This is a genomic window from Streptomyces sp. NPDC003247, assembly GCF_042888135.1.
Taxonomy (GTDB): Bacteria; Actinomycetota; Actinomycetes; order Streptomycetales; family Streptomycetaceae; genus Streptomyces.
Genome location: NZ_JBIAPF010000003.1, coordinates 866,563 through 887,805 on the forward strand (window position 1 = coordinate 866,563; position 21,243 = coordinate 887,805).

The 21,243-nt window shown below is 71.6% G+C and carries 15 protein-coding genes and 1 riboswitch; of the genes, 5 read left to right on the plus strand and 10 right to left on the minus strand.

Annotated elements, in window-relative coordinates:
* Positions 1 to 335: 335 nt before the first annotated feature.
* The 4 genes from ACFYWQ_RS13150 to ACFYWQ_RS13165 all read right to left on the minus strand — a co-directional run bounded on the left by ACFYWQ_RS13150 (position 336) and on the right by ACFYWQ_RS13165 (position 5,275).
* The gene (locus ACFYWQ_RS13150; RefSeq protein ID WP_389515719.1) at positions 336 to 1,028 is read right to left on the minus strand and encodes a GntR family transcriptional regulator; all 693 of its coding nucleotides are present in this window, start codon (positions 1,026 to 1,028) and stop codon (positions 336 to 338) included.
* A gap of 298 nt (positions 1,029 to 1,326) precedes the next feature.
* Positions 1,327 to 2,082, minus strand: a complete 756-nt coding sequence (locus ACFYWQ_RS13155) for a M23 family metallopeptidase (protein WP_389515721.1) — start codon at positions 2,080 to 2,082, stop codon at positions 1,327 to 1,329.
* Between the two features lie 13 nt (positions 2,083 to 2,095).
* Positions 2,096 to 2,263: riboswitch (cyclic di-AMP (ydaO/yuaA leader) on the minus strand.
* Positions 2,264 to 2,507: 244 nt separating this feature from the next.
* Positions 2,508 to 3,896, minus strand: a complete 1,389-nt coding sequence (locus tag ACFYWQ_RS13160) for a M16 family metallopeptidase (protein ID WP_389515722.1) — start codon at positions 3,894 to 3,896, stop codon at positions 2,508 to 2,510.
* Positions 3,893 to 5,275, minus strand: a complete 1,383-nt coding sequence (locus tag ACFYWQ_RS13165) for a M16 family metallopeptidase (protein WP_389515724.1) — start codon at positions 5,273 to 5,275, stop codon at positions 3,893 to 3,895. The genes ACFYWQ_RS13160 and ACFYWQ_RS13165 overlap by 4 nt, the downstream gene beginning before the upstream one ends.
* A 323-nt stretch (positions 5,276 to 5,598) precedes the next feature.
* On the opposite strand from ACFYWQ_RS13165, the gene ACFYWQ_RS13170 reads away from it, so the two are divergent.
* Entirely contained in the window at positions 5,599 to 8,055 is a 2,457-nt protein-coding gene (locus ACFYWQ_RS13170) for a DNA topoisomerase (ATP-hydrolyzing) subunit A (RefSeq protein WP_389515725.1), read from the plus strand.
* A gap of 95 nt (positions 8,056 to 8,150) precedes the next feature.
* Here the strand turns inward: ACFYWQ_RS13170 and ACFYWQ_RS13175 are convergent, their stop codons facing one another.
* Complete coding sequence (locus ACFYWQ_RS13175) at positions 8,151 to 9,344, minus strand: CobW family GTP-binding protein (RefSeq protein ID WP_389515727.1); 1,194 nt, start codon at positions 9,342 to 9,344, stop codon at positions 8,151 to 8,153.
* Between the two features lie 333 nt (positions 9,345 to 9,677).
* Between ACFYWQ_RS13175 and ACFYWQ_RS13180 the strand changes: the two genes are divergently transcribed.
* The 3 genes from ACFYWQ_RS13180 (at position 9,678) to ACFYWQ_RS13190 (ending at position 13,332) form a co-directional block, all read left to right on the plus strand.
* Complete coding sequence (locus ACFYWQ_RS13180; protein WP_389515730.1) at positions 9,678 to 10,616, plus strand: sucrase ferredoxin; 939 nt, start codon at positions 9,678 to 9,680, stop codon at positions 10,614 to 10,616.
* 368 nt (positions 10,617 to 10,984) lie between these two features.
* Positions 10,985 to 12,655: an ATP-binding protein gene (locus tag ACFYWQ_RS13185; protein ID WP_389515731.1), complete on the plus strand. Its 1,671-nt coding sequence runs from the start codon at positions 10,985 to 10,987 to the stop codon at positions 12,653 to 12,655.
* Entirely contained in the window at positions 12,652 to 13,332 is a 681-nt protein-coding gene (locus ACFYWQ_RS13190) for a response regulator (protein ID WP_389515733.1), read from the plus strand. Before ACFYWQ_RS13185 ends, ACFYWQ_RS13190 begins: the two co-directional genes overlap by 4 nt.
* A 44-nt stretch (positions 13,333 to 13,376) precedes the next feature.
* Here ACFYWQ_RS13190 and ACFYWQ_RS13195 read toward each other — a convergent pair whose 3' ends face one another.
* From ACFYWQ_RS13195 to ACFYWQ_RS13205, 3 genes are all read right to left on the minus strand, one after another.
* Positions 13,377 to 14,969, minus strand: a complete 1,593-nt coding sequence (locus ACFYWQ_RS13195) for a cation acetate symporter (RefSeq protein ID WP_389515735.1) — start codon at positions 14,967 to 14,969, stop codon at positions 13,377 to 13,379.
* A complete protein-coding gene (locus ACFYWQ_RS13200) occupies positions 14,966 to 15,526 on the minus strand; it encodes a DUF485 domain-containing protein (RefSeq protein WP_389515737.1) in 561 nt (186 codons plus the stop codon). Before ACFYWQ_RS13200 ends, ACFYWQ_RS13195 begins: the two co-directional genes overlap by 4 nt.
* Positions 15,527 to 15,664: 138 nt before the next feature.
* Complete coding sequence (locus tag ACFYWQ_RS13205) at positions 15,665 to 17,788, minus strand: type IIA DNA topoisomerase subunit B (RefSeq protein WP_389515740.1); 2,124 nt, start codon at positions 17,786 to 17,788, stop codon at positions 15,665 to 15,667.
* 441 nt (positions 17,789 to 18,229) lie between these two features.
* Between ACFYWQ_RS13205 and ACFYWQ_RS13210 the strand changes: the two genes are divergently transcribed.
* The gene (locus ACFYWQ_RS13210) at positions 18,230 to 18,460 is read left to right on the plus strand and encodes a hypothetical protein (protein ID WP_385064691.1); all 231 of its coding nucleotides are present in this window, start codon (positions 18,230 to 18,232) and stop codon (positions 18,458 to 18,460) included.
* A 124-nt stretch (positions 18,461 to 18,584) separates the two neighbouring features.
* Here the strand turns inward: ACFYWQ_RS13210 and ACFYWQ_RS13215 are convergent, their stop codons facing one another.
* Both ACFYWQ_RS13215 and ACFYWQ_RS13220 read right to left on the minus strand, forming a co-directional pair.
* On the minus strand, positions 18,585 to 19,445 hold the full coding sequence (locus tag ACFYWQ_RS13215; RefSeq protein ID WP_389515743.1) for a S1 family serine peptidase: 861 nt from the start codon (positions 19,443 to 19,445) through the stop codon (positions 18,585 to 18,587).
* A gap of 171 nt (positions 19,446 to 19,616) precedes the next feature.
* On the minus strand, positions 19,617 to 21,149 hold the full coding sequence (locus ACFYWQ_RS13220; RefSeq protein ID WP_389515745.1) for an RNA polymerase sigma factor: 1,533 nt from the start codon (positions 21,147 to 21,149) through the stop codon (positions 19,617 to 19,619).
* Between the last annotated feature and the right edge of the window lie 94 nt (positions 21,150 to 21,243).

Below are 21,243 nucleotides of genomic sequence, written 5' to 3' on the forward strand. Positions count from 1 at the left end.
ACGCAGCCGCGCCACCCTCACCGGGCGGCGCGGCTCCGCCGTTTTCGGAGGCCTGGCGGGGGATTCGGAGGCCCGCCGGGGGCGCGGAGGTCTGCCGGGGGGCGCGGAGGCCCGTCGGGGGCGCGGAAGTCTGCCGGGAGATTCCGGGGCTTGCCGGGGGATTCGGAGGCTCACCGGGGGATTCGGAGGCTTGCCGGGGGAAATTGCCGGAAGCATGCCGAATCAAGCGCCCACGCATGCGAACGACGCGCCGTCGGAAATTCCGGGCGCGCCGAAAAATGGGCAGCGGAAATACACCTCCGCCGAATATCACTTCTTTGTATACGGCTCTCGTGTTAATGACGCGGGCCCGACATGTTTACGACGTGTTGCGAAGTCCTCACACGGTCCTGGCGTTCTCCGCCCCCGAAGCGCAGCCGGTGCGCGGTGGAGGAGCGCTCGGTGTGGAGCGCCGTGAGCGACCGCGCGCGATCGCCGTCCCCGCGCGCCACCGCGTCCACGATCGCGCCGTGCTCCGCCCAGGACTCCACCGGGTTGGCCGGCGCCTCCACCGCGTACATCCAGGCGATCTTGTGCCGGAGCTGGGTGAGCGTCGAGGTCAGGGCATGGCTGCCGGAGGCCTGGGCGAGCGTCTCGTGGAACCAGCCGCCCAGGGAGCGCAGATCCTCGCTGCTGCCCCTCCTGGCGCGCTCCTGGCCCAGCCGGACGAGGCCGCGCAACACCTTGAGGTGCGCCTCGGTGCGCCGCTGGGCGGCCCGGGAGGCGCCGAGCGGCTCCAGGAGCATCCGCATCTCCAGCAGGTCGGCGGCCTCCTGCTCGGTCGGTTCGGCGACGCACGCGCCCGCGTGCCGCCGCGTGACGACGAATCCCTCCGCCTCCAGCGTGCGCAGCGCCTCCCGGACGGGGACGCGGGAGACGCCGTAGCGGCGGGCGAGGAGTTCCTCGGTGAGGCGGCTGCCGCGCTCGTAGACACCCGCGACGATGTCGTCCCGGATGGCCGTGCACACCGAGTGCGCCGGAATACGCATGACCGACCTCCGCCTTAATCCCCGTGAAACGTCGACGAATGACGTGTGTTCAGTGACTCTATTGCAGTGAGCCGCACATTCCGACGGCGGGCCGGAATCCAGGGATATTTTTTGGACAACGAGGCGCATGAAAACGGCGAAAGCCCCGGCCGCGGGGGCCGGGGCGGGAGGATGTGTCGCCGGGTGCCGTCACAGGCGGGGACGCGTCGCCGGGTGGTGCCGGCGGTTCGCGTGCGTCACCGGGTGTCGCCGGAGGCCGGGCCCCTGACGTCGTTCAGGAGATCGGCCCCCGACGTGGTCAGAGGCTCACACCGTGCTTGCGGAGGTAGGCGACCGGGTCGATGTCCGAGCCGTACTCGGCGCTCGTGCGGGCCTCGAAGTGCAGGTGCGGGCCGGTGACGTTGCCGGTCGCGCCGGAGAGGGCTATCCGCTGGCCGGCGGTGACCTTCTGGCCCACCGAGACGCTGATCGACGACAGGTGGCCGTACTGGGTGTACGTGCCGTCGCTCATCCGGAGCACGACCTGGTTGCCGTAGGCACCGCCCCAGCCGGCCTCGACGACGGTGCCGGTGCCGACCGCGTGCACGGTGGTGCCGGTCGAGGCGTGGAAGTCGATGCCGGTGTGGCTCCCGGACGACCACAGGGAGCTGCTCGCCCGGTAGGCGGTGGAGACGTAGGAGCCGGTGATCGGCGCCACGAAGGCGTTGAGGCGCTTGCGCTCGGCCTCACGGGCGGCGCGGGCACGTGCCTCGCGCTCCTCCTTGACCCTCTCGGCGGCCTCGGCGGCGGCCTCCTTGCGCGCGGCCTCCGCCTGCGCGGCCTGCTTCTGCGCGGCGGCCTGCTCGTCGATCCGCTCGGCGACCGTGTCACCGATGGCGACGACGGGGATGAGCCCGGTCTGCTCGGCGGAGGGCTCCGCGGCGAGGGCGGGACCGGAGGCGGCGGTGCCGATGACGCCGGTGGTGGTGAGCGCCGCGATGCCCGCCGCGCGGGCGGAGGTGCGCTTCATCCGGCCGGGACGACGGTGCTTCCCGGTGGCGCAGGTGAACGCCATGAAGTTGAGCGGTCCTTTCCTTCCCTCTCGCCTACCGGGTTAGCTGACGGGTTCGGAGCAGGAAGGTCTCCTACGGACCCCCTCGCGACACGCGCGGGCGTCCGATTCACCCCAGGGACTTCATCGTTGGGTCCCCGGCTCCCCTGGCTCGCGCCGTACGGGGACTCGGCGATGGCTGTCCGGTGCCGCGGACGCGGCGCACTGCCCGACGAACAGCCCGGACGAACCTAGACGCGCCCGTGATCGATCCCCAAACGTGCCGGGGTTTTTGTAGCGCATGCCACAGGGCAGACAGGCAGCCTCTCCCTCAATTCGGACATCCCTTTCAGACGTCGAAGGGCCCTGGCGACCGGCCGGTCGCCAGGGCCCCGCACGCGTCCCTGCCACCTCGGGGCGCGCACCTCGCCGCAGGGGGACCCCCGTCGCTACTCGGCCGGGACGACCTTCACCTCACCGATGCCCAGGGCCTCGACCGCGTCCTTGATCCGGCCGGCGTCACCGACGAGCACGGTCACCAGGCGGTCCACCGGGAAGGCGCTGACGACCGCCGCGGTGGCCTCCACGGTGCCGGTCGCGGCGAGCTGCTGATACAGCGTCGCCTGGTAGTCGTCGGACAGGTGCTGCTCGACCTGGTCGGCCAGGGTGCCGGCCACGGCCGCGGCGGTCTCGTACTTCAGCGGCGCGACACCGACCAGGTTCTGCACGGCGACGTCCCGCTCGGCGTCGGTGAGCCCCTCGGCGGCGAGGGTGCGCAGCACCTTCCAGAGGTCCTCCAGCGCGGGGCCGGTGTTGGGGGTGTCCACGGAGCCGCTGATGGCGAGCATCGCGGCGCCCGTGCCGTCCGGCGCGGAGCGCAGCACCTGGCCGAAGGAGCGCACGCCGTAGGTGTAGCCCTTCTCCTCGCGCAGGACGCGGTCCAGGCGGGAGGTGAGGGTGCCGCCGAGGCAGTACGTGCCGAGCACCTGCGCGGGCCACACGCGCGCGTGCCGGTCGGGACCGATGCGGCCGATCAGCAGCTGCGTCTGGACGGCGCCGGGGCGGTCCACGATGACGACCCGGCCGGTGTCGTCGGCGGTCACCGGCGGCACCGGCCGCGGCTGGGCCGAGGAGCCCGTCCAGGCGCCCAGGGTGTCGCCGAGGAGCGCGTCGAGGTCGATGTCCGTCAGATCGCCGACGACCACCGCGGTGGCCGTGGCGGGGCGGACGTGCTTCTCGTAGAAGGCCCGGACGGCCCCGGAGTCGATCTTCTCGACCGTGTCGGCGGTGCCCTGGCGCGGACGCGACATGCGCGTGCCGGCCGGGAAGAGCTCCTTGGAGAGCTCCTTGGCGGCACGCCGGGAGGGGTTGGCCAGCTCGTGCGGGATCTCGTCGAGGCGGTTGCGCACCAGGCGCTCGACCTCGCTGTCGGCGAACGCGGGTGCCCGCAGGGCGTCGGCGATCAGACCGAGGGCCTTGGCCAGGCGGGAGGCCGGGACCTCCAGGCTCAGCCGGACGCCGGGGTGGTCGGCGTGCGCGTCGAGGGTCGCGCCGCAGCGCTCCAGCTCGGCGGCGAACTCCTCGGCGGAGTGCTTGTCGGTGCCCTCCGAGAAGGCCCGCGCCATGATCGTGGCGACACCGTCGAGACCGGCCGGCTCGGCGTCCAGGGGCGCGTCGAGGATGATCTCGACGGCGATCACCTGCTGCCCCGGGCGGTGGCAGTGCAGGACGGTCAGGCCGTTGTCGAGCGCCCCGCGCGCGGGGGCCGGGAACGCCCACGGCCTGGCGTCGCCCGCCTGCGGCTGGGGGTGGAAGTCCATCGTGGCGAGCTCGGTCACTTGGCCGCCTCCTCGTTCTCGTCCGCGTCGGTGGTGTCGTCGGCGCCCTCGGCGCCCTCGGCGCCTTCTTCAGCGCCCTCGACGGGCTCGTAGACCAGCACGGCCCGGTTGTCGGGACGCAGACGGGCCTCGGCGACCTCCCGCACCTCCTCCGCCGTGACCTCCAGCACGCGCTGGACGGCGGTCAGGGCGAGCTGCGGGTCGCCGAAGAGCACGGCGAACCGGCACAGTTCGTCGGCGCGGCCGGCGACCGTGCCGAGACGGTCCAGCCACTCGCGCTCCAGCTGGGCCTGGGCCCGCTCCATCTCCTCCGGCGTGGGGCCCTCCTCGGCGAACCGGGCGAGCTCCTCGTCGATGGCGGCCTCGATGACGGGCACCTCCACGTCGCCGGAGGTCTTCACGTCCAGCCAGGCCAGGGAGGGCGCGCCGGCGAGCCGCAGCAGGCCGAAGCCGGCCGCCACCGCCGTACGGTCGCGGCGGACGAGGCGGTTGTAGAGGCGGGAGGACTCGCCGCCGCCGAGGACGGTGAGCGCCAGGTCGACGGCGTCGCACGCGCGCGTGCCGTCGTGCGGCACACGGTAGGCGGCCATCAGGGCGCGGGCCGGGACCTCCTCCTCGACGACCTCGCGCAGCTGCTCGCCGATGGTGTCGGGCAGGGAGCCGTCACGGGGTGCGGGCTTGCCGTCGTGGGCGGGGATGGAGCCGAAGTACTTCTCGATCCAGGCGAGCGTCCGCTCCGGGTCGATGTCGCCGACGACCGACAGGACAGCGTTGTTGGGCGCGTAGTAGGTGCGGAAGAACGCGCGCGCGTCCTCCAGCGTCGCCGCGTCCAGGTCGGCCATCGAGCCGATCGGGGTGTGGTGGTAGGGGTGGCCGTCCGGGTAGGCGAGGGCGGTCAGCTTCTCGAAGGCCGTGCCGTAGGGGACGTTGTCGTAGCGCTGGCGGCGCTCGTTCTTGACGACGTCCCGCTGGTTCTCCATGGACTCGTCGTCCAGGGCGGTCAGCAGGGAGCCCATGCGGTCGGCCTCCAGCCAGAGCGCGAGCTCCAGCTGGTGGGTGGGCATGGTCTCGAAGTAGTTGGTGCGCTCGAAGCTCGTGGTGCCGTTGAGCGAGCCGCCCGCACCCTGGACCAGCTCGAAGTGGCCGTTGCCCTTGACCTGGGCGGAGCCCTGGAACATCAGGTGCTCGAAAAGGTGAGCAAGACCGGTACGCCCCTTGACTTCGTGGCGCGAACCGACGTCGTACCAGAGGCACACCGCCGCGACAGGGGTCAGGTGGTCCTCTGAGAGCACCACGCGCAGGCCGTTGGCCAGGCGGTGCTCGGTCGCTGTCAGGCCCCCGGAGCCTGCCTGGGCTGTGGCCGTGTGACCCATGGGCATGTACGTCCCTTCCGATCGCGGACGCGGTCGTCGAAACCGCGCTTTTCCTGCCGGTCCTGCCACTGTATGCAAGCGCGCGGAGCGTCGGCGAAGTTCCCGGACGACGTACGCCCAGAGCGAGATCGCGTAGCCTGCGGGCAGCCGTGCGGGAGACACCCCTCCGGCCGGGCCGGGCGCCGACGCCCGGGCCCCGGCCCGCGCTGTCAGTGCCACGGTCCACAATGGTCCGCATCAGATCTCGTCACACGCTTCAGCAAGAGTGAGCCGAAGGGCCGCGAGCGTCCCGTAGGCGAGCGCCCAGGAAACAGGAGGAGCCGGCAGCGATGGCCCGCCGCAGCACGAAGACCCCGCCGCCCGACGACTCGTACGAGGAGAAGATCCTCGACATCGACGTCGTGGACGAGATGCAGGGCTCCTTCCTCGAGTACGCGTACTCGGTCATCTACTCCCGCGCCCTGCCGGACGCACGCGACGGTCTCAAGCCGGTGCACCGCCGCATCGTCTACCAGATGAACGAGATGGGCCTGCGCCCCGAGCGCGGCTACGTCAAGTGCGCCCGTGTCGTCGGCGAGGTGATGGGCAAGCTCCACCCGCACGGCGACGCGTCGATCTACGACGCCCTGGTGCGCATGGCCCAGCCCTTCTCCATGCGCGTGCCCCTGGTCGACGGCCACGGCAACTTCGGCTCGCTGGGCAACGACGACCCGCCGGCCGCCATGCGGTACACCGAGTGCCGTCAGACCACGGCGACGAGCCTGATGACGGAGTCGATCGACGAGGACACGGTCGACTTCACACCCAACTACGACGGCCAGGAGCAGGAGCCGGTGGCGCTGCCCGCCGCCTTCCCGAACCTCCTGGTCAACGGCTCCTCCGGCATCGCGGTCGGCATGGCCACCAACATGCCGCCGCACAACCTGGGCGAGGTCATCGCCGCCGCCCGCCACCTGATCCGCTACCCGAACGCGGACCTGGACGCCCTGATGCGGCACGTCCCCGGTCCCGACCTGCCCACCGGCGGCCGTATCGTCGGCCTCTCCGGCATCAGGGACGCGTACGAGACGGGCCGCGGCACCTTCAAGATCCGCGCCACCGTGTCGGTGGAGACCGTGACCGCCCGCCGCAAGGGGCTGGTCGTCACGGAGCTGCCCTTCGCGGTCGGCCCCGAGAAGGTCATCGCCAAGATCAAGGACCTGGTCGGCTCGAAGAAGATCCAGGGCATCGCCGACGTCAAGGACCTCACCGACCGCGAGCACGGCCTGCGCCTGGTCATCGAGATCAAGAACGGCTTCGTGCCGGAGGCGGTCCTGGAACAGCTCTACAAGCTGACGCCGATGGAGGAGTCCTTCGGCATCAACAACGTGGCGCTGGTGGACGGCCAGCCGCTCACGCTGGGCCTGAAGGAGCTGCTCGAGGTCTACCTCGACCACCGCTTCGAGGTCGTCCGGCGCCGCAGCGAGTTCCGCCGGAGCAAGCGGCGCGACCGCCTCCACCTGGTGGAGGGCCTGCTCACGGCACTCGTCGACATCGACGAGGTGATCCGCCTCATCCGCTCCAGCGAGAACAGCGCGCAGGCCAAGGAGCGCCTGATCGAGCGCTTCTCACTGTCGGAGATCCAGACCCAGTACATCCTGGACACACCGCTGCGCCGGCTGACCAAGTACGACCGCATCGAGCTGGAGGCGGAGAAGGAGAAGCTCAACGAGGAGATCGCCGAGCTGACCCGGATCCTGGAGTCCGACGCGGAGCTGCGCAAGCTGGTCTCGGGCGAACTGGCCGCGGTGGCCAAGAAGTTCGGCACCGAGCGCCGTACGGTCCTGCTGGAGTCGGCGGGCACCACTGCCGCCGCCGTACCGCTCCAGGTCGCCGACGACCCCTGCCGGGTGCTGCTCTCCTCGACGGAACTGCTGGCCCGCACGGCCAACGCCGAGCCCTTCGCCGAGGACGCGGACGGCAGGCGCACCAAGCACGACGTGATCGTCTCGGCGGTGCCGGCCACCGCCCGCGGGGAGATCGGCGCGGTCACCTCGGCGGGCCGGCTGCTGCGGATCAACGTCGTCGACCTGCCGCAGCTCCCGGACACGGCGTCGGCGCCGAACCTCTCGGGCGGTGCCCCGCTGGCGGAGTTCGTCTCCCTGGAGGGCGACGAGACGGTGGTCTGCCTGACCACCCTCGACGAGTCGTCCCCGGGCCTGGCGATCGGCACGGAGCAGGGCGTCGTCAAGCGTGTGGTGCCCGACTACCCGTCCAACAAGGACGAGTTGGAGGTCATCACCCTCAAGGAGGGCGACCGGATCGTCGGCGCGATCGAGCTGCGCACGGGTGAGGAGGACCTGGTCTTCATCACCGACGACGCCCAGCTGCTGCGCTACCAGGCCTCGCAGGTGCGCCCGCAGGGCCGCCCGGCCGGCGGCATGGCGGGCATCAAGCTCCTCGACGGCGCCAAGGTGATCTCGTTCACGGCGGTGGACCCGGCGGTGGACGCGGTGGTCTTCTCCGTGGCGGGCTCGCGCGGCACCCTGGACGACTCCGTCCAGACGACCGCCAAGCTGACACCGTTCGACCAGTACCCGCGCAAGGGCCGCGCCACGGGCGGTGTGCGCTGCCACCGGTTCCTCAAGGGCGAGGACTGCCTGGCCCTGGCCTGGGCGGGTGCCGCCCCGGCGCGAGCCGCGCAGAAGAACGGCACTCCCGCCGAGCTCCCGGAGATCGACCCGCGCCGCGACGGCTCGGGCGTGTCGCTGGCGAAGACGGTGTCGGTGGTGGCGGGACCGGTCTAGGGCTCCGTGGAGGGCTCCTCCTGGGAGCCCTCCAGATCCTCACGGTCCTCGGCAGTCGTCCGGATCCTCATGTTCCTCGGCAGTCGTGCAGATCCTCAAGGTCCTCGAAGGTCGTCCAGATCCTCCAGGTCCTCCGGGGCGCCGGGGTCGTCGAGGCAGTGAGGGTCGTCGAGGCCGTCACGGTCCTCGGAGGCCTCGGGGTCGTCAGGGGCCCGGGAATCTCCGGGACGCGCAGGGCCCTCCGGGTCCTCCGGGTCCTGTACGTAGCGCAGGACGCCCCACATGCCGTGCTCGTCGGCGTGCGGGGCGTCGCTCGCGCAGGCCTCCAGTTCCTTGCCGAGGGCGTCCGCGTCGATGCCGGAGCCGATGAGGACGAGCTGGGTGAGGCGCTCCTCCCCGGCTCCCCAGGGCTCGGGGTAGAAGCGCAGGAAGGGGCCGACGGCGTGGACGGCGTACCGGTTGCCGGGGTCGTGCGGGCCGAAGTCGACGTACCCCTTGATCCGGTACAAGCCCTCGGGGCGGCTGTCCAGGAACGGCATCAGCCGGCGCGGGTCGAGGGGGACCGCGGAGACGAAGGACAGGCTGTCGTACGCGGTGTGCAGGTGGTCGTCGTGGTCCTCGCGCTCCGGGTCGTCCTGGAGGTGCAGATCGTCGAAGGAGAGCTGTCCGACGCGCTCCTCGCTCGGCCGGCAGTCGAAGAGGAACTCGGGGTCGACCCGGCCGTAGGTGGCGGGGACGACGGCGGCATGGTCGGTGAGCGAGTGGACGAGGCCGAGGACCCGGTCGGCGTCGGGCGCCCGGTCGAGCTTGTTCACGACGACGAGGTCGGCGAGGGCGAGATGCCGGTCGAGCTCGGGGTGCCGGGAACGGGTCGCGTCGAACTCGGCACCGTCGACGACCTCGACGAGCCCGCCGTACACGATCCCCGGCTGTTCGCTGGCCAGCACCATCCGGACGAGTTCCTGGGGCTCGGCGAGCCCGCTGGCCTCGATCACGATGACGTCGACGCCGACAGCGGGGCGGGCCAGCCGTTCGAGGTAGACGTCCAGCTCACCGCCGTCGACGGCGCAGCACAGGCAGCCGTTGCCGAGGGAGACGGTGGAGTCGCCGAGCGCGCCGGCCACGGCCAGGGCGTCGATCTCGATGGCGCCGAAGTCGTTGACGATCGCGCCGATCCGGCTGCCGCCGCTGCGGTGGAGCAGGTGGTTGAGCAGTGTCGTCTTGCCGGAGCCGAGGAATCCGGCGAGGACGACGACCTGGATCTGATGCGGGCTGCGGCTCTGTGTCACCGTGCGACCTCTCTGTGACCTGCCCGTGCACCGGCTCGCAGCCCGGCGCACGGTCGAGGACGGGCATGCGGACCCAGGATACGAGCCGGGAAGATCACCGCGAAGTGACCGACGGCCGGCAGTACCCAACGGGGCGGACGCCGGACGAGGCGCTGTCGTGCCGTGAGCCACCCGGGCCGGGCGGCGCGGCCCTCACACCCACCTCTGCCCTCCTGACCTCCGCCTCCCCGCCGATGTCGGCGTTCCGGCGCGGCTCCGCGCGCGTGGGCCGGAGAGGGGACATCTGCGCGCCCCGCGCGCGACACCCTGTCAGGTCAGGTTAGGCTCACCTTTGTGAGTACCTGCACGGCCGACTCGCGGAATCTCGGCGAGCCCCTGTCCGGAACCGCGCCCACGGCGAGTACCTGGCTCCTGCTGGAACAGCCCGGCCCCTGGGGAGCCGACGCGCTGGTCTCGAGCCACCTGGACCCCGCGGTCGGCCGCGCCCTGGAAGCGGCCGCCCGGGGCACCGGCGTCCGCGTGGCCCTCATCCGGCGCCCCGGACGCCACTCCGACCCCGGCGCGCCGTCGCTGCGCCGCGTGTACGCGGCCCACACGGTGCCGGGACGGATCTGGCTGCGCTCAGCCGTGACGGACGACCCGAGCCGACTGCTGGACATCGACTTCGCCGCGCTCGGCCGGGGCGACCACCACGGCTTCGACACCGCGCTCCGGGGCCGCCCCCACACCGGCGATCCGCTCGCCCTCGTCTGCACCAACGGAAAGCGCGACCGCTGCTGCGCGCTGCTGGGCCGCCCCCTCGCGGCCGAACTCACCGCCTCGGGCGCGAACGGCGTGTGGGAGGTCACCCACCTGGGCGGTCACCGCTTCTCCCCGACCGTGCTCGTCCTGCCGTACGGCTACGCCTACGGCCGGGCCGAGGCACACACCGTCAAGGAGGTGCTGCACGGTGTCCGGGAGGGGCGGATCGTCCTGGAGGGCTGCCGGGGCGGTTCGGCCTGGGAGCGGCCCGGCCAGGCAGCGGAACTGGCCGTGCGCGCGGCGACCGGCGAGTACGCGGCGGAGGCCCTCCGTGTCGTCCGGACGCAGGGCCGTGCGCCGCGCTGGGAGGTCACCGTCGAGCACAGCGACGGACGGCACTGGAACGTGGTCGTGGCGCAGGGCGCGTCGCTGCCGCCCCGCCCGGAGAGCTGCGGGGCGTCGGTCCTCGGATCACCGGCGCGGATGGACGTGGTCGCGCTGCGCGAGCGGGCCCCGGCACTGGCGGGCTGAACTGCGGGGCATGGGGTTCCCGGCCCACCCGCGCGGAGGGACATGGTCACGGTGCGCGAGCGAGTCCCGGCGCCGACGGGCCGAACTGCGGGACATCGGTCCCCGCACCACCCGCACGGATGGACACGGTCGCGCTGCGCGAGCGAGCCCCGGCGCCGCCGGGCTGAGCGGCTGACGGGCTGTGAGCGGGACGCGGGGCGGTCGGCGGACGACCGTGGTCTCCACTGCCGGCGCCCGCGTCGGCACCTCCGCTCGTGTGAACGAACCGGCTCGTGTGAACCGGCCCGAGGGAACCCGCTCGAGCCGATCAGGAGATCCCCGCCACACACCCCTACGGCTCGACCGGACCGTCCACGTACCGTCGAGGCATGAGCCCCACTCCCCCCGTCCGACGCCTGCGCCTCGGGATGCCCCGGCGCGTGTTCTCGCAGGTGCTGCTCATGCAGCTGGCGATCGCCGCCGGAGTCGTGGTGCTCGCGACGGGGCTGTTCCTCGCCCCGCTCGGCGACCAGCTGGACGACCAGGCGATGCGCCGCGCGCTCGCCATCGCCCAGACCACCGCGGCGGTGCCGCAGATCGCCGAGGACCTGCGCGACACCCCGCCCGCCGCGGACGGGCCGGTGCAGCGGGAGGCGGAGCGGATCCGCCGGGCCAGCGGCGCCGAGTACGTCGTGGTGATGGACGTCCACGGCACGCGCTGGTCCCACACCGACCCCGAAGCGGTCGGTGGCCACGTCTCCACGGACCCCAGTCAGGCGCTGGCCGGCCAGGACGTCATGGAGATCGACGACGGCACCCTGGGCCGCTCCGCCCGCGGCAAGGTGCCCCTGCGCGACAGCGAGGGCGAGATCGTCGGGGCGGTCTCGGTCGGCATCGAGTACGACAGTGTGCGCGCCCGGCTCGTCCACGCGATCCCGGGACTGTTCGCGTACGCCGGCGGCGCGCTCGCCGTGGGCGCCCTGGCCGCCTGGCTGATCTCGCGACGGGTCCAGCGGCAGACCCGCGACCTGGCCTTCTCCGACATCTCGGCGCTGCTCGCGGAGCGCGAGGCCATGCTGCACGGCATCCGGGAGGGCGTCGTCGCCCTCGACCGCGCGGGGCGCATCCGGCTGCTCAACGACGAGGCACAGCGTCTGCTGGGCATCGGGGACGAGACGGTGGGGCGCTCGCCCGACGCGGCGCTCGGCGAGGGCCGTACGGCCGACGTCCTGGCCGGCCGCGTGACCGGCCGGGACCTGCTCACCGTGCGCGGGCAGCGCGTCCTGGTCGCCAACCGGATGCCCACCGGCGACGGGGGCGCCGTGGCGACCCTGCGCGACCGCACCGAGCTCGAACAGCTGGGCCGCGAGCTGGACTCCACCCGCGGTCTGATCGACGCCCTGCGCGCCCAGGACCACGAGCACGCCAATCGCATGCACACCGTACTGGGCCTGCTCGAACTGGAGATGTACGACGACGCCGTGGAGTTCGTGGGCGAGGTCGTCGGCGACCACCGGGCGACCGCGGAACAGGTGACCGAGAAGATCGCGGACCCGCTGCTGGCGGCCCTGCTCGTCGGCAAGGCGACGGTCGCGGCCGAGCGCGGTGTCGCTCTGCGGATCTCCGACGGCACCCTGCTCCCCGACCGGCTGGTTGATCCGCGCGGGCTGGTCACGGTCGTCGGCAACCTGGTGGACAACGCCCTCGACGCCGTCGCGGGCACGCCGCACGCGCGCGTGGAGGTCGAACTGCGCGCCGAGGGCGGCACCGCCGTCCTGCGGGTCCGCGACACGGGGCCCGGGGTCCCGGCCGAACACCGCGAGTCGGTCTTCACCGAGGGCTGGTCCACGAAGGAGCCGCCGGCGCACGGCGGGCGCGGTATCGGTCTCTCCCTGGTGCGCCGGCTCGCCGAGCGGCAGGGCGGCAGCGCCCGGGTCGGTCCGGCACGCGGCGGCGGGGCCGAGTTCACCGTGGTCCTGCCCGAGGCGCTGACCGGGTCCGGCCCGGAGACCGTCCCGGCCGGCAGCGCGCGGAGCACGGACGGAGAGGAGTCCCGATGATCGAGGTCCTGGTCGTGGACGACGACACGAGGGTCGCCCGGGTGAACGCCGCGTACGTCGAGAAGGTGCCGGGCTTCCACGTCACGGGCGTGGCACACGGCGCGGCCGAGGCGCTGCGCCGGTTGGAGTCGTCGCCCTGTCCGGATCTGGTCCTGCTGGACCACTACCTCCCCGACGGGACGGGTCTGGAGGTCGTCCAGGAGATGCGCCGCCGTGGCCACCCGGCGGACGTGATCATGGTGACGGCCGCACGGGACGTCTCCACGGTGCGGGCGGCGATGCGGCAGGGCGCCCTGCAGTACCTGGTCAAGCCGTTCGCCTTCGCGGGCCTGCGCGCCAAGCTGGAGGCGTACGCACAGCTGCGCCGTACGCTCGACGGCGGCGGCGAGGCCGAACAGGCCGACGTCGACCGGATCTTCGGCGCGCTGTCCGCTCCGTCGGAGCCGGAACTCCCCAAAGGGCACTCCCCCACGACCGCCGAGCTCGTACGTCAGTCCCTGATGACCGCGCCGGGCCCGCTGTCGGCCCAGGAGATCGCCGACCGGACCGGCGTGAGCCGCCAGACCGCCCAGCGCTACCTGAAGCTCCTGGAGCGCACCGGCAGGGCCCGCCTGACCCTGAAATACGGCGACGCGGGCCGCCCGGAGCACCGATACGCGTGGGCGACCCGCGCCTGAGAGCACGGCCCGGGTCGACGGCGCGCGTCCGCCCCTGGCCGCCTCTAGGCAGCCCCCGCCCCGGTCAGCGACCGCACCTCGGTCTCCGCGTGCTTGGCCTCGTCGGCGGCCTCGGCCGAGGTGACCGTGCCGAGCCAGCCCGCGAGGAAGCCCGACGGGATCGAGACCAGGCCGGGGTTGTCGAGCGGGAAGAGCTGGAAGTCGAGGTGGGGGAAGAGCGACGCGGGGCCGCCCGACACCACCGGCGACAGCAGGACCAGGCCCAGCGCCGGGACGAGACCGCCGTACACCGCCCATACGGCGCCCCGGGTGGTGAAGCCCCGCCAGAACAGCGAGTAGAGCAGGACCGGGAGGTTCGCGGAGGCGGCGACCGCGAAGGCGAGCCCCACCAGGAAGGCCACGTTCAGGTCGCGGGCGAGCAGGCCGAGGCCGATGGCGACGGCGCCGATCCCGACGGCGGCGACCCGGGCCACCGCCACTTCGCCGCGCGGCTCGGCGCGCTTGCGCCGCAGGGAGGCGTAGAGGTCATGGGCCACCGACGCCGAGGAGGCGAGCGTGATCCCGGCGACCACCGCGAGGATCGTGGCGAAGGCGATGGCCGCCACGAGGGCGAACAGGACCGTGCCGCCCGTGGAGCCGGCCCCGCCGCCCAGGTCGAGCGCCAGCAGCGGCACCGCCGTGTTCCCCGCCGCGTTGGACGCGCGGACGGCATCGGGCCCGACGATCGCCGCCGCCCCGAACCCGAGGACGATCGTCATCAGGTAGAAGCCGCCGATGAGCCCGATCGACCAGACGACGGAGCGCCGGGCGGACCGTGCGGTCGGCACGGTGTAGAAGCGGGAGAGGATGTGCGGCAGCCCGGCCGTGCCCAGCACCAGCGCGAGGCCCAGGCTCATGAAGTCCAGGCGCGCGGTCCAGTCCCCGCCGTACCTCAGCCCGGGCGCCAGGAACGCGGCGCCGTGGCCGCTGCGTTCCGCCGCCGTGTGCAGCAGCCGGTCGACGTCACCGTGGAAGCGGACCAGGACCAGCACGGTGAGGGCGACGGTGCCGCCGAGCAGCAGGACCGCCTTGACGATCTGGATCCATGTGGTGGCCCGCATCCCTCCCATCGACACGTAGATCACCATCAGGGCGCCGACACCGATGACGGTCCAGGCCTGGGCCGCCTCACCGGTCTCGCCGAGGAGCAGCGCGACGAGACTGCCCGCGCCCACCATCTGCGCCACCAGATAGAGAACGGACACGGTGACCGAGGAGGTTCCCGCCGCGATCCGCACCGGTCGCTCGGCCATCCGCGCGGCCACCACGTCGGCGAGCGTGAACCTCCCGCAGTTGCGCACCAGTTCGGCGACGAGGAACAGCACCACCAGCCACGCCACCAGGAAGCCCACCGAGTACAGCAGCCCGTCGTAGCCGAAGAGCGCGATGAGTCCGGAGATGCCCAGGAAGGAGGCGGCCGACATGTAGTCGCCCGCGATGGCAAAACCGTTCTCCATGGGGGAGAACAGCCGCCCGCCGACGTAGAACTCCTCCGCGGAGCCGTGCCGTTTCCGGCTCACCCACGTCGTGATGCCCAGCGTGACCGCGATGAACGCGCCGAACAGCAGCAGTCCCAGCGTCTGGTGGTCGCCGGTCATGACGCACCGCCCCCCGCCTCGCGCGTCAGCTCCTGTGTCTCCCAGCGCACCTCGAGCGCCGCGCGGTCCCTGCGCAGGCGCGCGTGCCGGGAGTAGGCCCAGGTGAGCAGGAAGGTGCTGAGGAACTGTCCGAGGCCCGCGAGCAGCGCCACGTTCACCGCCCCGGCGACGGGCCGTGCCATCAGCGAGGGGGCGGTCGTGGCGGCCACGACGTACCCCACGTACCAGAGGAAGAAGCCGACGGTCGCCGGAACCACGAACCGCCGGTACCGGCTGCGCACCTCCTGGAAGGCCGCGCTGCGCTGCACCTCCAGGTAGACCCGGGCCGCCGTCGCGGTGGCGTCCTCCTGCCGGCGCCGTGCCGGCGGGACCTCGGTGACGGGCCTGCTCAGGGCGTCCGACTCGCCCCAGCCCGAGGCGAGCGCGTCGTACCACGGATCCTCGTACCGCACGTCTCCGGCGGTCCGGGCGAACACCGGTCCGTGGTCGTGTTCATGATCGCCCGATCTTGCGGAACCGTGCCCGATGCCACGGGCACGGCCGTTGCTTGACTGCATGCCCAAGGATGGACAGAACGGGAAGATCGCCGACTCTCGTTCCCCCCGCTCTTCACCCCATCAGGTGATGGGGACGCCCGCACTCCCCCTCTTCCGTGTGATCGTCCTCCTGCCGACCCGCCGCCGACTCCTGTCGGCCTAGGCGTCGATGCGCGAGCGGTCCAGCGTGGCCGCCGAGCTGGAGATGAACTCCTTGCGCGGTGCCACGTCGTTGCCCATGAGGAGGTCGAACACCTGCTCCGCCGCCTCCAGGTCGGAGAGGTTGATGCGGCGCAGGGTGCGGTGGCGCGGGTCCATCGTGGTCTCCGCCAGCTGGTCGGCGTCCATCTCGCCGAGGCCCTTGTAGCGCTGGATGGTGTCCTTGTACCGGACGTTCTTGGTCTGAAACTCCATCAGCTTGTCGCGCAGTTCACGGTCCGAGTACGTGTACACGTACTTGTCCTGGCCCTTCTTGGGCTGGACGAGTTCGATGCGGTGCAGCGGCGGTACGGCCGCGAAGACCCGTCCGGCCTCCACCATGGGCCGCATGTAGCGCTGGAAGAGGGTCAGCAGCAGGCAGCGGATGTGAGAGCCGTCGACATCGGCGTCGGTCATCATGATGATCTTGCCGTAGCGGGCCGCGTCGATGTCGAAGGTGCGACCGGAACCCGCTCCTATGACCTGGATGATCGCGCCGCACTCGGCGTTCTTGAGCATGTCGGTCACGGAGGACTTCTGGACGTTGAGGATCTTGCCGCGGATCGGCAGCAGCGCCTGGAACTCGGAGTTGCGGGCGAGCTTGGCGGTACCGAGGGCGGAGTCCCCCTCGACGATGAACAGCTCGCTGCGGTCGACGTCGTCGCTGCGGCAGTCGGCGAGCTTGGCCGGCAGCGAGGAGGACTCCAGGGCCGTCTTGCGGCGCTGTGCGTCCTTGTGCTGGCGGGCCGCGATGCGGGTGCGCGCGGCGGCGACCGCCTTCTCCATGACGACCCGGGCCTGGGCCGCGGCGTCCCGCTTCGTGGACGTCAGGAACGCCTTGAGCTCCCGGCTGATCACGGTGTTCACGATCCGGCGGGCCGCCGAGGTGCCGAGCACCTCCTTGGTCTGCCCCTCGAACTGCGGCTCGGCGAGACGGACGGTGACGACCGCGGTCAGGCCCTCGAGAGCGTCGTCCTTGACGATGTCGTCCTCGGCGACGCGCAGCAGCTTCTTGGCGCGCAGGACCTCGTTCATCGTCTTGGCCACGGCCTGCTCGAAGCCGGCCACGTGGGTGCCGCCCTTGGGGGTAGCGATGATGTTGACGAACGAGCGCAGCGTGGTGTCGTAGCCCGTGCCCCAGCGCAGCGCCACGTCGACGCCGAGTTCGCGGGTGACCTCGGTCGGGGTCATCTGGCCGTGGTCGTCCAGGACGGGAACGGTCTCCTTGAAGGTCCCCTGACCGGTGAAGCGGAGGACGTCGCAGACGGGCTTGTCGGTGGCCAGGTACTCGCAGAACTCGCTGATGCCGCCGTCGAAGCGGAAGGACTCCTCGCCCTTGCTGCCGCCCTCGCCGAGGCCGTACTCGTCGCGGACGACGATGGTCAGACCGGGCACCAGGAACGCCGTCTGGCGGGCGCGCTGGTGCAGGTTCTCCAGGGAGAGCTTGGCGTCCTTGAGGAAGATCTGGCGGTCGGCCCAGTACCGCACGCGCGTGCCGGTGCGGGTCCGGGGGATCTTCTTGGCCTTGCGCAGGCCGCCCTCGGCCTCGAACCGGGCGTCCGGGCCGTCGGCCGTGAACGCGCCGGGGACACCGCGGCGGAAGCTGATCGCGTGCGTGTGCCCGCCGCGGTCGACCTCGACGTCGAGGCGGGCGGACAGGGCGTTCACCACGGAGGCGCCCACGCCGTGCAGACCGCCGGAGGCCGCGTAGGAGCCGCCTCCGAACTTGCCGCCGGCGTGCAGCTTGGTCATGACGACCTCGACGCCGGACAGGCCGGTCTTGGGTTCGACGTCGACGGGGATGCCCCGGCCGTTGTCGCGGACCTCCACCGAGCCGTCGTCGTGGAGGATCACCTCGATGTGGTCGCAGTAACCACCGAGGGCCTCGTCGACGGAGTTGTCGATGATCTCCCAGAGGCAGTGCATCAGGCCACGACTGTCGGTCGAGCCGATGTACATACCGGGGCGCTTGCGTACGGCCTCGAGGCCCTCGAGGACGAGCAGGTGCCGCGCGGTGTAGTTGGAACCGTCCCTGTCTGCTCCTGCCAGCAGCGCAGTGGACGGCACGGACGTCTCGGCGGTCACGCGGTTCGCTCCTCGCTGAATTTCAAGTGGGCCCTCATGGGGAAGGGCGCGGCATCGGTCGCCGCCAAGAGGGTACCGAGGCCTGGTAGAGCCGTTGTAACGCCACCCTCGTCTGAACGCAGACTAGTCCAGAGTCGTATGAGTGTTCGATCCCTCGATGGAGTGAAGTACATATCACGTTCCCTTCGAGGCATGAACCATTTAGGCTCCGGGCACGTCCTCCTGAACAAACCGGCAATCCAGCCGGGAGGACGCGACCATGACCGACAGCGCGAAACCGTAAGACACACAGACACGCAATACGGCACATTCGCCGCCAAACCGGCAGCAGACGGCCACCTCGGAAGATTTTTTCGAGGAGAAGCCACGAGCGGGAACGTTTTGGGGCTGGTTGGATGTTGACCCTGGTACGACAGCTCGTCGAGCTAGAGAAGAGGCGACGTGACTACTGTTCTGACCCCCGCGAGCCCGCTGACGGCCGCTGACCGCTGCGACCGCTGCGGCGCCCAGGCGTACGTGCGCGTCGTCCTGCTCAGCGGCGGAGAACTGCTCTTCTGCGCCCACCACGGCCGCAAGTTCGAGCCGGAACTCAAGAAGATCGCCGCTGAGATACAGGACGAGACGGAGCGGCTGACGGCCGTTCCCGCTACCGCCTCCGAAGAAGAACGCTGACCGTTCGCGTTCCACGCGTTCCACGACGAGCAGCTCCGGCGCAGGCCGGCACGTGGGCGGCCGCCCCTGCATCCCAGGGGCGGCCGCCCGCATGTCGTTGCCCGGAGCCTTCCGCCCGGCCGCGTCAGGCGGTCCTGGGCAGCTTCCGGGAGCCGGTGCTCCAGCCCAGGGTCCGGACCAGGTCGGACACCCGTGTGTAGACGCCCGGGCTCCCGGCCCGGCCGCAGCCGCTCCCCCAGGACACGAGCCCGACGAGCCGGCCCTTCGCCACCAGCGGTCCGCCGCTGTCGCCCTGACAGGCGTCGCGGCCGCCCCGCGCCTCGCCTGCGCACACCATGGTCCGTGCCACGTACCTGCCGTCGGTCGGGCCGGGATACGCCGCCTCGCAGAGGCTGTCGGCCAGTACATGGACGCGGGCGGCCCTCAGGCTGTGCGCGTAGGACCCGATGCCCGTGGTGTCGCCCCAGCCGTAGACCAGGGCCTCCGTCGCGGGCGCGTAGGCCGGATCGCCCGCCGCGGCCATGCCGATGACCGAGGACCGCGGGAGCGGCTCGGTGAGCTTGAGCACGGCGAAGTCCCCCGAGTTGGTCGAGGTGTCGTAGGCGGGGTTGACCCAGACCTCCCCCACGGGGATCTCACGGCCCGTGTCCGAGTAGAGGTCCGTACGGCCCGCGACGACCTTCAGATCGGTCGCCCTCGGCGCCCCCAGGACTTCCTCCCCCATGCAGTGGGCCGCCGTGAGCACGGTGGACGGCCCGACCACCACACCCCCGCAGAACTGTCCCGACCGCATACCGCCGAACCGGTCACGGCTGGACAGCGCGACGGCCCAGGGGCTGGTGGAGACATCGACCGGGAAGCCACCCACGACGACGCCGTCCGACGGCGCCGGAGCGGCGGGTACAGCCGCGACCAGCGGTATCGCCATGGCCGCGGCTGTCAGGACCAACGGCCGGGCCAGGGCCCGGACAAAGGAACGACGCATGAACGCTCCTCACTCTGGAGTGATCGATGAACACCCAGGGTGAGGCAGCTCGTGACACCGCGCACCCGCGCGGCCACGCCGACGGCCCGGCCCCCGCCGGGGGGAAGCCGACGGCCCGGCCCCCCGAGCGGGGGAACCGGGCCGTCGCTGTCGTCGTGGCCGAGCCGCGTCTCAGTCGAGGTAGTCGCGCAGCACCTGCGAACGGGACGGGTGGCGCAGCTTCGACATCGTCTTGGACTCGATCTGGCGGATCCGCTCGCGCGTGACGCCGTACACCTTGCCGATCTCGTCGAGGGTCTTCGGCTGACCGTCGGTGAGACCGAAGCGCATGGAGACGACGCCCGCCTCGCGCTCCGAGAGCGTGTCGAGGACCGAGTGCAGCTGCTCCTGGAGGAGCGTGAAGCTGACCGCGTCGGCCGGGACGACGGCCTCGGAGTCCTCGATGAGGTCACCGAACTCGCTGTCGCCGTCCTCACCGAGGGGAGTGTGCAGCGAGATGGGCTCGCGGCCGTACTTCTGGACCTCGATGACCTTCTCCGGGGTCATGTCGAGTTCCTTGGCCAGCTCCTCCGGGGTGGGCTCGCGGCCCAGGTCCTGGAGCATCTGGCGCTGGACGCGCGCGAGCTTGTTGATGACCTCGACCATGTGCACCGGGATACGGATGGTGCGGGCCTGGTCGGCCATGGCGCGCGTGATCGCCTGACGGATCCACCAGGTGGCGTACGTGGAGAACTTGTAGCCCTTGGTGTAGTCGAACTTCTCGACCGCGCGGATCAGACCGAGGTTGCCCTCCTGGATGAGGTCCAGGAAGAGCATGCCGCGGCCGGTGTAGCGCTTGGCCAGGGAGACCACGAGGCGGAGGTTGGCCTCCAGGAGGTGGTTCTTGGCGCGGCGGCCGTCCTCGGCGATGATCTCCAGCTCACGCTTGAGCTTCGGGGCGAGCTTGTCGGCGTTGGCCAGCTTGTCCTCGGCGAAGAGACCGGCCTCGATGCGTTTGGCGAGTTCGACCTCCTGCTCGGCGTTGAGCAGGGGGACCTTGCCGATCTGCTTGAGGTAGTCCTTGACCGGGTCGGCGGTGGCGCCGGCGGCCGCGACCTGCTGCGCGGGGGCGTCGTCCTCGTCCTCGTCGGAGAGCACGAAGCCGGCGCTCTCGGCGCCCTCGGGCTCGTCGCCCGCCTTGGGCGCCTCCTCCAGCACCTCGTCCTCGAGGAGCTCGACGTCGTCCTTCTTGGCGGAGGTCTTCTTGGCCGCCGTCTTCTTGGCGGGGGCGGCCTTCTTCGCGGCCGCCTTCTTGGCGACCGTCTTCTTGGCGACCGCCTTCTTCGCGGGGGCGGATTCGTCTGCGGGGTCGTCCGCAGCGGGCGCGACCGGGGCGGCGGGGGTGGCCTTCCTGGTGGTCACCGTCTTGGCCGCGACCGTCTTGGTCGCGGTGCGCTTGGCCGGACTCTTCGCTGCGACGCTCTTTCGGGTGCGCTTGGGCTCCGCGGCACTGACCATCAGCGTCACACCCTCTTCCTCGAGGATCTGGTTGAGGCTGCGCAGTACGTTCTTCCACTGAGTGGCCGGAATCTGGTCAGCTTCGAAGGCCCGACGCACATCGTCGCCGGCGATCTGCCCCTCAGCCTTTCCCCGCTCAATGAGCGCCATGACAGAGACGGACTCGGCGATCTCCGGCGGGAGCGTACGGGATGTGCTGGCCGACACGAACAACCTCTCGGAACGTTGGAAAACGGCTTCCGGCCCCGTCCGGTGTGGACAGGAGCCGACCACCGGCCTGGGGATGGGCCGACGGTGCGGG